Raw genomic sequence first — 12844 nt, forward strand, 5'->3', positions numbered from 1 at the left:
GTCAGACCCGCCCGGCGACGTCCCGTCCGGCGCCGAACCGGCTGAGGGCGCCGGTCGCTGCGAGCGCCCGCACCACGATCCAGCCGAGGAGGCCGGCCAGGACCGCCCCCGAGACCACGACGGTGCCGAAGTACAGGGCGAGGAACTCGGCCGACTTCTGCAGGTTGCCGGAGAGGAACAGCTCGAGGACCCACGCGGCAGCGCCCGCCGCCGCACCCGCGAGCATCGCGGTGACGACGCCGAACCGGCGGTAGCCGGTCGCGAGGAAGACGAGCTCGGCACCGAGCCCCTGGGCGAGTCCGGAGTAGATCGTCTCGATGCCCCACTGGTTGCCGACGAGCGCCGAGACGATCGCCGCGAGCAGTTCGACGTAGAGCGCCGCACCGGGCTTGCGGATGATGAGTCCGCCGAGCACGCCGCCGATCAGCCAGATGCCGACGGCGATGCCGCCGAGCCCGGGCGTGAGCGCGTCGGCCGCGCTGAACCACGCGTAGCCGACGTTGTTCCAGAAGAGGAAGACCAGCCCGGTCGCGACGCCGATCACGCTCGCCACGACGATGTCGACGACCCGCCAGCGGGTGCTGCGCGGAGCGCCGCCTTCGCGCGCGTCGTTCGTGCCGGCCGTGGGGGTCTGGTCGGTGGATGTCTCGTGCACTGTCGTGCCCTTTCGTCTCGTGGAAAGCGGCACGGGAAATGAGATTGGATGCCCTCCCTGCGCTGGCATGACCCAGATCAGGTTCGACGGTCGAAGGTTGGAGAACCTTCCTCTCAGCCCGGCTCACCGGACTCCCGTGTTCGACCACGAGTATACGCGCGCCGCGGAGGCCGGGTTGCGCGCGTGACGCGGGGACCGGCCGGGCCGGCGACGGCGCGGCGCGCGGGCTACTTCTTCAGCGCGCGGATCACCAGGCGCAGCGCCTTGCCGGTCACCACGACGAGCGGGATCGAGACGATGAGCAGGCCCAGGACGTTCGGCTCGAACCGGACGTCGCCGCCGCGGCCCACGTAGGCGCCGAGCGGGACGGACCAGCCGCCGCCACCGCCGCCGGAGCCCTGGTTCTGCTCGTCGTCGGTGCCGGAGCCGCCGCCGAAGCCGTAGGCGCCGAGCGCGACCGGCACGACCTCGGCACCGCCGATCTCGACCTTGTCGGCGTAGGAGGTGCGGACGCCGACGCCGGCGACCTTGTCTGCGAGCTCGAGCACGAAATCAGCCATGCGGCCACGCTACCGGCGCCGCAGTGCCGTCGGAAGGGTGTTGACGGATGCCGCGGCTCGTGCGCCGCACGGACATCAGAGCCGCGAACGCGGATCACCAGAACGAACGCGGCCCGGGCGGCGGCGGCTCCTCCGCACCGTCGCGCACGGTCGGCGCCGCGGATTCGACCGCCGGTCGGACGAGCGCCGCGGGTCGCACGGCTCCGCGCCCGAACCGCCGCACGACCTCGTCGATCGTCCGCTCGGCGTCGCGCCACCCCTCGTCGGGGTCCCAGAGCGGCGCGCCGTCGCCGGCGTGCCGGAGCTGCTCGGCGCGAACGCCGATGAGCCGGATGCGACGACCGTCGCCGACCAGTTCGCCGAGCGGCACGAGGGCCTCCTCGTAGATGCGCCTCGCGACGTCGGTGGGCTCGGCGAGCGTGCGCGACCGCGTCACCGTCGTGAAGTCGCCGTACCTGAGCTTCAGTGTCACGGTGCGGGCGAGCATGCCGGCGCGACGCAGGCGGACGCCCACGTCGGTCGCCAGCCGCAGCAGCTCACGTGCGATCTCGTCGTGCGCGACCAGGTCGTGGTGGAACGTCGTCTCGTGCCCGATGCTCTTCTCGACCCGCCGCGTCTCGACGTCGCGCGGGTCGATGCCGTCGGCAAGCCGGATCAGGCGGGCCGCGAGCGCCGGGCCGACGGCGCGGGCGAGCGCCGCCTCGGGCATCTCGGCCACGTCGCCGACCGTGCGGAGGCCGAGCTTCAGGAGCGACTCCTCGGTCACGCGACCGACGCCCCACAGCGCCGAGACGGGGAGCGGGTGCAGGAACGCGGTCGTCTCGGCGGCGGGCACGACGAGCATGCCGTCGGGCTTGGCCCGCGATGAGGCGACCTTCGCGACGTACTTGCTCGCGGCGACGCCGACCGAGCAGGTGAGGCCGGTCTCGTCGTGCACGCGTCGGCGGATCGTCCAGGCGATCTCGGCAGGGCTGCCGTGCAGTCGACGCGCCCCCGACACGTCGAGGAACGCCTCGTCGATCGACAGCGGCTCGACGAGGGGCGTGAGCTCGCGGAAGATCGTCATCACGCGTTCTGAGTACTCGGAGTAGCGCCGGTGGTCGCCGCGGAGCACGATCGCGTTGGGGCACCGCTGCAGCGCGACCGACATCGGCATCGCCGAGTTCACGCCGAAGCGCCGGGCCTCGTAGCTCGCCGCTGCGACGACCCCGCGGCCGGCCGTGCCGCCCACGAGCACGGGCCTACCGCGCAGCTCGGGCCTGCGCAGCAGCTCGACGGACACGAAGAACGCATCCATGTCGACGTGCAGGACCGGCGTCGCGGAGTCGTCGACCGGCCCGGTCGTCACCTGCCTGGACGAGCCGTCCTGCTTGCTCACGCCGCGACCCTAGCGCTCGCCGCCGACACCGGTCAGAACCCGAAGTCGCCGAAGTCCCCACCGCCGAAGTCTCCGCCGCCACCGCCGAAGTCGCCGAACCCGCCCCAGTCGCCGCCCGCATCGCCGGCACCGGCGGCGTCGACCGACCCCGCATCCGCGCCGGCGTCCGTGCCGCCGTCGACGCCGGCGTCGGCCGCCCCCGCCGCGTCGAAGGCCGACGGGTCGGGCAGGATCGCCTGCGCGATGGCCGAGCCGACCACGACGCCCGCGATCGTGCCGAGCATCGAGCCGCCCACCATCGAGCCGAACGACGGCCCCGCACCGCGGCCGGCAGCGCCCTGCGCAGCGCCGGTCGTCCCGGGGGCGCCCGCGAACGCCCGCTCCATCGAGCCCGGCTGCCGCAATTCCTGCCGCGTCGCGGCGCGCGCGAGCGCACTCGGGTCGTCGGAGGCCAGTCGCTCGCCCTCGGGCCCCTGGTCGGCCAGCGATCGGAAGACCTGCTGCCGCTGCTCGGGCGTGAGCTTCGCGAACGCCTCGGCGTGCACCGCCTCGATCGACTCCGGCGGCGCCGTGCGCAGGAGGTAGCGGTATCGCTCGATCGCGAGCTCGTCCTCGCTGAGGCGGCGCGCCTGGGGCACGGGCGGAGCGGGTCGTGCGGTGCGGTCGTCGGTGCCGAAGAGTCGGTCCAGGAATCCCATGATGTCCTCGCAAGTGGTTCGGGATGGATCAGGCTACTGGCGCCCGCCATGAACGTGCTGGGAGACGACGGATGCCGCGGCGCGATCACGCGCGCCGCGGCATCCCTCGATCGGTCGACCTAGCTGTCGGCGGCCGCCCGCTCGAGCACGAGCTCGCGCACGCGCGCCGCGTCGGCCTTGCCCTGCATGGCCTTCATGACCGCGCCGATGACGGCGCCCGCGGCCTGGACCTTGCCGTCGCGGATCTTCGCGAGCACGTCGGGCTGCGCGGCGAGCGCCTCGTCGATCGCGGAGATGAGCGCGCCGTCGTCGGAGACGACCGCGAGCCCGCGGGCGTCGACGATCTCGCGCGGGGAACCCTCACCGGCGACGACGCCCTCGAGCACCTGGCGGGCGAGGCGGTCGGTGAGGATGCCCTCGTCGACGAGCGCCGCGAGCTCGGCGACGTGCGCCGGCTCGGCGAGGCCCGCGGGGTCCGCACCCTGCGCGTTCGCGATGCGGGTGAGCTCGCCGGTCCACCACTTGCGCGCGGCGGCCGGGCTCGCGCCGGCATCGACGGTCGCGGCGACCTCGTTCAGGAGCCCGCCGTTCGCGACGTCCTGGAACTCGAGGTCGGTGAAGCCCCACTCGGCCTTCAGCCGACGACGGCGAGCCGCCGGAGGCTCGGGCAGCGCGGCGCGCAGCTCCTCGATGACGGCCGGGTCGGGCTCGACCGGCAGCAGGTCGGGCTCGGGGAAGTACCGGTAGTCGTCGGCGTCGGACTTCGGGCGACCCGGGCTCGTGGTCCCGGTGTCCTCGTGCCAGTGGCGCGTCTCCTGCGTGATCGTGCCGCCGTCGGCGAGGATCGCCGCCTGGCGCTGGATCTCGTAGCGGACCGCGCGCTCGACCGAGCGCATCGAGTTGACGTTCTTCGTCTCGGTGCGCGTGCCGAACTTCTCCTGGCCCTTCGGGCGGAGGGAGACGTTCGCGTCGCACCGGAGGTTGCCGCGCTCCATGCGCGCCTCCGAGATGCCGAGCGAGAGCACGATGTCGCGGATCGTCGCGACGTACGCGCGGGCGAGCGCCGGAGCATCCGCCCCCGCCCCCACGATCGGCTTCGTCACGATCTCGACGAGCGGGACGCCCGCGCGGTTGTAGTCGACGAGCGAGTACTCGGCGCCATGGATGCGACCCGTCGAGCCGACGTGGGTGAGCTTGCCGGCGTCCTCCTCCATGTGCGCGCGCTCGATCGCGACCTCGAACGTGCGACCGTTCTCGAGCTCGACCTCGACCGAGCCCTCGAAGGCGATCGGCTCGTCGTACTGGGAGATCTGGTAGTTCTTGCCGAGGTCGGGGTAGAAGTAGTTCTTCCGTGCGAACCGGCTCGACGGCGCGATCCCGCAGCCCAGCGCGAGCCCGAGCGAGATCGAGTACCGCACCGCCGTGGCGTTCACGGCCGGGAGCGAGCCCGGCAGGCCCATGTCGACCGGCGCGACGAGCGTGTTCGGCTCGGCGCCGTGGAACTCGTCGTTGGCCGGGTTCGGCGCCGACGAGAACATCTTCGTCCTGGTGTTGAGTTCGACGTGCACCTCGAGGCCGATCACCGGCTCGAAGCGTTCGAGTGCCTCGTCGAAGTCCATCAGTGCCGCGCGCGCCATCAGACCACGCCCTCCTCGGTCGCCATGAGTTCGTGGGTGGACAGGTCGGGCGCCTGCGAGAGCAGCGGGCCGCCCCAGCGGTCGACGAGGATGGCCTCGAGGGCGCCGCCGACGTTGTAGAGGCGGGCGTCCTCGCGGGCCGGCGCCAGGAACTGGATGCCGACCGGCAGGCCGTCCTCCGGCGCGAGGCCGGTGGGCACCGAGATGCCGGGCACGCCGGCGAGGTTCGCGGGGATCGTGGCGACGTCGTTGAGGTACATCGACAGCGGGTCGTCGAGCTTCTCGCCGAGCTTGAAGGCTGTGGTCGGCGCCGTGGGCGTGGCGAGCACGTCGACCTGCGCGAAGGCGGCGTCGAAGTCCTGCTGCACGAGCGTGCGGACCTTCTGGGCGCTGCCGTAGTAGGCGTCGTAGTAGCCGGCCGACAGGGCGTAGGTGCCGAGGATGATGCGGCGCTTGACCTCGGGGCCGAAGCCCGCCTCGCGAGTGGCCGCCATGACCTCCTCGACCGTGCCGCCGCCCTCGGGGACGACGCGGAGGCCGAAGCGCACCGAGTCGAACTTCGCGAGGTTGGAGGACGCCTCGGCGGGCAGGATCAGGTAGTACGCGGCGATCGCGTACTCGAAGTTCGGCGCGCTCACCTCGACGATCTCCGCGCCGTTGGCGGCGAGCAGCTCGAGCGACTCGTGGAAGCGCTGGCGGACACCGGCCTGGAAGCCGTCGGAGTCGAGCTCCTTCACGACGCCGATGCGCAGGCCCGAGACATCCGCCCGGCGAACCGCATCGGCCATCGACGGCCACGCGTCGGGGATCGAGGTCTGGTCGTGCGGGTCGTGCCCGGCGATGACGTCGTGCAGGAGCGCCGCGTCGAGCACGGTGCGGCTCACCGGGCCGACCTGGTCGAGCGAGGACGCGAGGGCGATCGAGCCGCAGCGGCTGACGCCGCCGTACGTGGGCTTCGTGCCGACGGTGCCCGTCACGTGCGCGGGCTGGCGGATCGAGCCGCCCGTGTCGCTGCCGAGCGCGAGCGGCGCCTCGAAGGCCGCGACCGCCGCGGCCGAGCCGCCGCCGGAACCGCCGGGGATGCGATCGAGGTCCCAGGGGTTGTGGGTGGGGCCGTACGCGGAGTGCTCGGTCGACGAGCCCATGGCGAACTCGTCCATGTTGGTCTTTCCGAGCGGCACCATGCCGGCCTCGCGGACCTTGCGCACCGGCGTCGCGTCGTAGGGCGGGATCCAGCCCTCGAGGATGCGCGAGCCCGACGTCGACGGCATGCCCTTGGTGACCAGCACGTCCTTGACGGCGATCGGCACACCGGCGAGCGGGCCGAGCTCCTCGCCGGCCGCGCGACGGCGGTCGACGTCGGCGGCGGTCTCGAGGGCCTCGGCGTTGACGTGCAGGAACGCGTGCACCGCGCCGTCGACGGCCGCGATGCGGTCGAGATGGGCCTTGGTCGCCTCGACGGACGAGACCTCGCCGGAGGCGAGCTTCGCGGCGAGGTCGGCGGCGTTCAGCCGGATCAGGTCGCTCACTGCTCTTCCCCCAGGATCGCCGAGACCACGAAGCGCGTACCGTCGTGCTCGGGCGCCCCCGAGAGCGCCTGCTCGACGCTCAGCACGTCGGTCGGCACGTCCTCCCGAAGCGGATTGTGCAGGGGGATCGGGTGGCTCGTGGGCACGACGTCGGGCGTGGCCACCTCGCTCACCTTCTCGACCGCCTGCATGATCTGGCCGAGCTCCGTCGTGAGGTGCTCGATCTCTTCCTCGGTGAGCGCGATGCGTGCGAGGTTCGCGAGATGCGCGACCTGCTCGGCGCTGATTTCAGACATGCTGCTCCGTCGTCCGGGAATGGGGATGCAGCGATTCTATCGAGGCGCGCCGAACAGTCCGACGCCGTACTTCTGGAGCAGCCCGTACGCCTCGCCGTACGTCGCCGGTTCGGATTCGCCGTCGCCGTACTTGGCGATGAGGAGGCCGAGCAGGCCCTTCGCGGGCGGGCTGAGCGGTGCGGTGCGGTGCGCATCTCCGGGGTGCAACGGCTGCGCCTCCGGGTTGGGCGGCGTGTACTGCGGCGTGGTCGCCGGCCAGGTGAGCGGATGCCTCGGCGCGTCGAGCGTGACGGCGTTGCGGATCGTCGGTGCGCCGTCGTCCCGGTCGGTGAGCGGGTCGAGGCCGTGGGCCGCGCACAGCGTGGCGACGACCGAGCCGTGGTGCATCGGGTCGTTGATGACGGTGCCCGCGGCGGTGTACGCGGAGATCGCGATCGCCGGCACACGGCATCCGAGCCGGTCGAACGTGAAGCCCATCTCCCCCGCGTCATCGCTCGCGTTCGGGGGCGTCGCCGCCGGAGGCGGAACGTGGTCGTACGTACCGCCGTGCTCGTCGAACGTCACGAGGAGCATCGTGTTCATCGCATTGGAGCCGGAGTCGGACGCGCTCGCCCGGATCGCGGAGTAGATCGCGTGGATGAGCGCCTCGCCCGCACGGACGTCCGAGACGGCGCCGTCCGTGACCTCGTCGCCGTCGACGTCGGATTCGCGGAGGCGACCCACCGGCGGATGGAAGTCGTTGTGATCGAAGATCATCCGCGGTTCGACGAAGCTGTACGGCGCGAGCGTGCCGTCGGCCACGTCGCCCCAGAACTGCGACATCGGCGCGAAGTGGGCGCTGCGCCAGTACTTCTCGAGCGCCGGGGCGTGGATGATGCCCGTCATCGACACCAACTGCAGGTCGTCGAAGTAGATCCGCCAGTCGAGGCCCGCGTCCTCGAGCCGGTTGAAGATCGTCGGGCTCGCGTCGGCGTCGAGCCACTTGCGGTAGCCGCCGTCGCCGCGGTTGGTGACGAACCCGTGCGAGGTCGAGGCGTGGAAGAACGATCGATTGCAGAACGTCTGCGACGGCACCGCGCAGTGCCAAGCGTCGTAGACGGCGAAGCCCTTCGCGAGCATCGAGAGCACCGGCAGCATCTCGGGGGAGAACGAGCCCATGATCTGGCCGATGTCGCGCGCGCCGTCGCCGCGCCGATGCTCCACGTGGTTCGCGTAGTCCAGCAGGAAGCCGTCCATGCTCGGCGCGGCGCCGGCATCCGGCGCGTTGAAGGGGGCGCCCATGTCGTCGATCTCGGCGGTCGCGTTCGAGGCGGGCCGGATCGTGCCGAAGAGCTGCGTGTTGACGTGCGGGTACTCCTCGCCCGGGTCGGGGTCGGGGCGGCGCATGATCGCGTCGGTCTGGCCGTCGTACACGTGCGCGGCGATCCGCTCGCCGTCGGCCGTCGCGTTCGCGTAGTCGCCGAACGCGAGGCCGTCGAAGCGCATGCCGTCGGGGAGGTCGCCGCGATCGTAGAGCCAGCCGAGGAGGTTGTCGAACGAGCGGTTCTCGCCCATCACGACGACGAGGTGGTCGAATCCGGGCTTCGACCGGGTCGGCGGAGGAGGCGGCAGCGGGGCGATCCCGGCCGCACCCTCCTCGACCCCCGCGGAGTGCCCCGCTGCGGCGGCGATCGCGGCCGCTCCCCCGCCGGCGACGATCGCGCTCGCCCCGGCCACCCCGCCGTACCGGAGGAACTCGCGACGCGTGGTGCCCGGGGAGGGCTCGGGGCGCGCGGCCTCGGGCGACTCGTCGTGCTCCTCAGCCTGCATCTCCAGCCCCCTCTCACCCGACGAGCGCGTCGGGCCCCTCGGTCACCAGGATCGCGAACTGCGCCGCGTCGATCACCCGCACGCCCAGTTCCTCGGCCTTCGCGAGCTTCGAGCCGGCACCCGGGCCGGCCGCGACGAAGTCGGTCTTCTTCGACACGCTCGATGCCGCCTTGCCGCCGGCCGCGATGATCGCCTCCTGCGCGCCGTCGCGCGTGAAGCCCTCGAGGCTGCCCGTCGCGACGACGGTGAGGCCGGCGAGCACGCCGCCCGCCTCGGCGGCCCGCCCCGGGCCCGGGTGGCCGGGCGTCGTGAACTGCACCCCGGCCGCGGCCCACCGCTCGACGATGTCGCGGTGCCAGTCCACGCCGAACCACTCGACCAGCGAATCGGCGATGATCCCGCCGACGCCCTCGACCTCGGCGAGCTCCTCGCGGTTCGCGGCGCGGATCGCATCGAGCGAGCCGAAGTGGTCGGCCAGCGCCCGCGCCGCGACCGGCCCGACGTGCCGGATGTTGAGCGAGACGAGGATCCGCCAGAGCGGCTTCGTCTTCGCCTTCTCGAGCTCGGAGAGGAGCTTCGTGGCCGCCTCCGACGGCCGCAGCTCGCGATGGTCCTTCCGGATCCCGGCGGCCCGCCGCTCGGCGGCCGACATCTGCTCGGTGCCCGGAGGATACGTGATGCGAACCTTCTGGAAGGGTGCGCGCCGGACCTCCTCGCCGGTGACCGGGTCGGTCCTCGGCTCGCCGGTCTCGGCATCGCGGACGACGACCTCGATCGGGACGAGCTCGTCGACCGTGAGGTCGAAGAGCCCCGCCTCGGTGACGAGCGGCGGCGTGGACGGGACGAACGGCTGGGTGAGGGCGGCGGCGGTGACCTCGCCGAGCGCCTCGATGTCGAGCGCGCCGCGGGAGCCGATGTGCTCGACCCGGCCGCGGACCTGCGCCGGGCAGCTGCGCGCGTTCGGGCAGCGGAGGTCGATGTCGCCCTCCTTCGCCGGGCGCAGCGGCGTGCCGCACTCGGGACAGAGCTCCGGCATCCGCCATTCGCGCTCGGTGCCGTCGCGCAGCTCCTCGACCGCTCCGAGGATCTCGGGGATCACGTCGCCCGCCTTGCGCAGCACGACGGTGTCGCCGATCAGGACGCCCTTGGCCTTCACGACCTCCTGGTTGTGGAGCGTGGCCTGCTCGACCGTGCTGCCCTGCACCTTCACGGGCGCCATGACCGCGTACGGTGTGGCCCGACCCGTGCGACCGACGCCGACGCGGATGTCGAGCAGCTTCGTGTGCACCTCCTCGGGCGGGTACTTGTAGGCGATGGCCCATCGCGGGGCCCGGCTCGTCGCGCCGAGCTCGTCGTGCAGTGCGAGCTCGTCGATCTTCACGACGATGCCGTCGATCTCGTGCTCGACGTCGTGGCGGTGCTCGCCGCGGTCGGAGATGAAGGCGGAGACCTCGTCGATCGTGTCGAACACGCGCGAGTGCGGCGAGACGGGGAGCCCCCACCCGGACAGCAGGCCGTAGATCTCGGACTGGCTCGACACGGGCGGTCGCTCCCACGCGCCGATGCCGTGCAGGTAGAGGGCGAGGCGTCCGAGCCGGTCGCGCATGAGCTCGAGCTGCAGCGGGCCCTTGTTCTCGCGCCGCTGCCGAAGGCTGCCCGCGGCGGTGTTGCGGGCGTTCGCGAACTCGGGGAAGCGGGTCGGGATCGCCTCCTCCGCCCGCCCCTTGGCGCGCTGCTCGGCGGCGAACTCGGCCTGGAGTGCGTGCTGGCGCTCGTTGAGCGCGTCGAAGTCCTCGGAGCGGAGGAAGACCTCGCCCCGCACCTCGAAGAACGACGGGAATCCCTCGCCCTCGAGCCGACGCGGGATCGCGGGGATGAACTCGACGTTCTCGGTGATGTCCTCGCCGACGCGACCGTCGCCGCGCGTGGTCGCGGTCTCGAGCACGCCGTCGCGATAGGCGAGGCTGATCGCGAGCCCGTCGATCTTGAGCTCGGAGAGCCAGCGGACCGGGCGCCCGGCGGCGGCCTGCGCCTTCGTCGCCCAGTCGGCGAACTCGTCGAGGCTGAACACGTTGTCGAGGCTCAGCATGCGCTCGGCGTGCTCGTGCGACGGGAAGCCGACGGAGACGAGCGCCGCGCCGACCTGCTGCGTCGGGCTGTCCTGCCCGGCCAGTTCGGGGAACGCGCGCTCGAGGGCCTCGAGGCGATGGAAGTCGGCGTCGTACTCCGCGTCGCTGACGAGGCTCACGCCCTCGGAGTAGTACGTCGTCCGGTACCGCTCGATGCGCTCGCGGAGCGCCTCGGACTCGATGCGGGCGTCGTCGAACTCGGTGGGGATGTCGCTCACGCAGTCATCCTAGAAGCCACCGCCGACCTCGCCGGGAGGTCGGCGCGGCGCGCGACGGCCGGTGCCGTGCCCATCGCCCCGGAACGCGGATCGGGGCGCGCGGATCCCCCGCGCGCCCCGAGCGTCGTCGACGCCTCGTCGACTACATGCCGAACCCGGCCGCGTCGACCTTGCGGTGGTAGCGGGTGCCCGCCTTGCCGCCGAGGATCGCGCCGCCGAGGGTGATGACGACGAGGAGCAGCAGGGTGACGATGCCCGCCACCGTCAGCTCGCCCTCGTTGACGGGGATGCGGGGGAAGGTGTTGAGCGTGGCGAACACGTCGTAGCGCGTGCCGGCGAGCGCCGCGATCGCCGCGCCGACGACCGCCATGACGATCGCCCACAACCAGACCGCGATGCCCTGCTTCAGCCCGTTGAAGCGCGCCATCCGCCCGGCCACGTAGCCGCCGGCGAAGTAGGCGACGAACAGGACCACGAGCAGGGCGATGGCCCCGATCACGCCGATCGTCTGCGGGTCCTCCGCGACCGCCTCGTCGACGGCGGCCTCGACGTTGCCGAGTCCGAGCGCGGCTCCGGTGCCCGCGAGGAGTGCGGTGAGCAGTGCGCCCAGCCCGAGCGCGGTGAGCCAGCCGAAGAACGCGGCGCCGAACTTGATGCCGCCGAACCGCTCGCGCTCGCGGTCGATGACCGCGGCCCGCACCGCTGGGTCGGCGACGAGACGGTCGTCGCGCACCGCGTGCCGGTCGGCCGCGTCGGCGCGGTCGGACTCCGCGGCCCGCTCGTCGAGCTTGCGATCGTAGGCCGCGGTGCGGCCGTCGGCCCGATCGTCGCGGACGCCGTCGCCGTCGGCGTCGACGGGCCGGTCGGCGGGCGCCGTTCCCGTGCGCGGATCGCGGTTCGGATCGTGTCCCGGGCGGTCGGTCGAGGTGCTCATGATGTGGTCCCCTCTCGTGGTCGTCGCCGAAGGAGGATGCCCCTTCGGCGCGCCTGCGACCCTACGCGGGACCCGCGGGACGTGCGCAGGCCTTGACAAACGCCCCGATTCCGCACTCGCCGCGTGCAGCGAACGCCCAGCGAGCGTTCAGGCGTCGACCGGGATGCCCCGCGTGACGGCGGATGCCGCCGCGCGTGTCGCCCGGTCGAGGGAGGAGGCACGCCCCCTCAGCCGTCGAGCCCGACGCGGTCGACGCGCCGATGGAACCTCACTCCGACGATCCCGCCCAGCACGGCGCCGCCGAGCGTGATCGCGGCGAGGGAGGTCGCGGCGACGACGCCCGCGACCAGCAGGGCGTCCGGCGGCACGGCGAGGCTCGGGAGCGCCGCCGTGGCACGCGCGAGGAGGTCGTACCGGTCGTCGAGCAGCACGGCGCCGATGGCCGCGGCGATGGCGATCACGATCCCCCACACCCACACGGCGAGGCCCTGCGCGACGCCGCTGAAGCGCGCCATCCGCCCCGCCACGTAGCCGCCGCAGTACGCGGCGGCGAGCACGATGGCGAGCAGGACGCCGACGACGACCCAGCCGACCGTGGTCGACTCGAGCGGGCCGATCCCGCCCGTCGCCCACGGATCGGGGAACGCTCCGACGCCGAGCAGCGCGTCCGCCAGCACCAGCATCGCGACCAGCCCGGAACCCGTCGCGGCGGCCACCAGCATGCCGAAGAAGCCCGCGCCGACCTTCGGCCCGCCGAACACCTCGGCCTGGCGCTCGGCGACCTCCTCGCGGCCGACGGGCGGCGGGTCGACGAGGCCGTCGAACCCGTCGGGGCCGGAGTCGATGACCTCCGTCGCCCGCGTGGCGGGCGGCGGGTCGAGGTTGCGGAACGGGTCTGCGACGTCGTTCGCCGGGACGGCGGGATACGGCGAATAGGTCATGTCGACTCCTCACGGCACGTCGCCGGGGGATGCGACGCCACCGAGCCGACCCTACGCGAT

General features: G+C 72.8%; 11 protein-coding genes and 1 riboswitch. All 11 genes read right to left on the reverse strand.

Features of this window, described 5'->3' with window-relative positions; translation table 11 throughout:
• Position 1 precedes the first annotated feature (1 nt).
• Entirely contained in the window at positions 2-655 is a 654-nt protein-coding gene (locus ABME02_RS05675) for an ECF transporter S component (RefSeq protein WP_353814288.1), read from the reverse strand.
• Positions 656-692: 37 nt separating this feature from the next.
• A riboswitch (TPP riboswitch) is annotated at positions 693-803 on the reverse strand.
• 79 nt (positions 804-882) lie between these two features.
• The gene (locus ABME02_RS05680; protein ID WP_353814289.1) at positions 883-1215 is read right to left on the reverse strand and encodes a hypothetical protein; all 333 of its coding nucleotides are present in this window, start codon (positions 1213-1215) and stop codon (positions 883-885) included.
• Positions 1216-1309: 94 nt separating this feature from the next.
• Positions 1310-2593 (reverse strand): DNA polymerase IV, encoded by a 1284-nt coding sequence (locus tag ABME02_RS05685; protein WP_353814290.1) that lies wholly within the window; start codon positions 2591-2593, stop codon positions 1310-1312.
• A gap of 32 nt (positions 2594-2625) precedes the next feature.
• The gene (locus tag ABME02_RS05690; protein WP_353814291.1) at positions 2626-3291 is read right to left on the reverse strand and encodes a hypothetical protein; all 666 of its coding nucleotides are present in this window, start codon (positions 3289-3291) and stop codon (positions 2626-2628) included.
• Between the two features lie 119 nt (positions 3292-3410).
• The gene (gatB, locus tag ABME02_RS05695; protein ID WP_154347604.1) at positions 3411-4928 is read right to left on the reverse strand and encodes an Asp-tRNA(Asn)/Glu-tRNA(Gln) amidotransferase subunit GatB; all 1518 of its coding nucleotides are present in this window, start codon (positions 4926-4928) and stop codon (positions 3411-3413) included.
• Positions 4928-6457, reverse strand: a complete 1530-nt coding sequence (gene gatA / locus ABME02_RS05700; RefSeq protein ID WP_353814292.1) for an Asp-tRNA(Asn)/Glu-tRNA(Gln) amidotransferase subunit GatA — start codon at positions 6455-6457, stop codon at positions 4928-4930. Before gatA ends, gatB begins: the two co-directional genes overlap by 1 nt.
• Entirely contained in the window at positions 6454-6753 is a 300-nt protein-coding gene (gene gatC / locus ABME02_RS05705) for an Asp-tRNA(Asn)/Glu-tRNA(Gln) amidotransferase subunit GatC (RefSeq protein WP_154347605.1), read from the reverse strand. The genes gatA and gatC overlap by 4 nt, the downstream gene beginning before the upstream one ends.
• Before the next feature lie 36 nt (positions 6754-6789).
• Positions 6790-8562: an alkaline phosphatase family protein gene (locus ABME02_RS05710; protein ID WP_353814293.1), complete on the reverse strand. Its 1773-nt coding sequence runs from the start codon at positions 8560-8562 to the stop codon at positions 6790-6792.
• A 13-nt stretch (positions 8563-8575) separates the two neighbouring features.
• Positions 8576-10909: an NAD-dependent DNA ligase LigA gene (gene ligA / locus ABME02_RS05715; RefSeq protein ID WP_324613574.1), complete on the reverse strand. Its 2334-nt coding sequence runs from the start codon at positions 10907-10909 to the stop codon at positions 8576-8578.
• Between the two features lie 142 nt (positions 10910-11051).
• Positions 11052-11843, reverse strand: coding sequence for a hypothetical protein (locus ABME02_RS05720; RefSeq protein WP_353814294.1), 792 nt, complete (start codon positions 11841-11843; stop codon positions 11052-11054).
• Between the two features lie 227 nt (positions 11844-12070).
• The gene (locus ABME02_RS05725) at positions 12071-12784 is read right to left on the reverse strand and encodes a hypothetical protein (RefSeq protein WP_353814295.1); all 714 of its coding nucleotides are present in this window, start codon (positions 12782-12784) and stop codon (positions 12071-12073) included.
• Positions 12785-12844: the final 60 nt, after the last annotated feature.

Source organism: Agromyces zhanjiangensis, from assembly GCF_040496055.1.
In the GTDB taxonomy this organism is placed as follows: Bacteria; Actinomycetota; Actinomycetes; order Actinomycetales; family Microbacteriaceae; genus Agromyces; species Agromyces zhanjiangensis.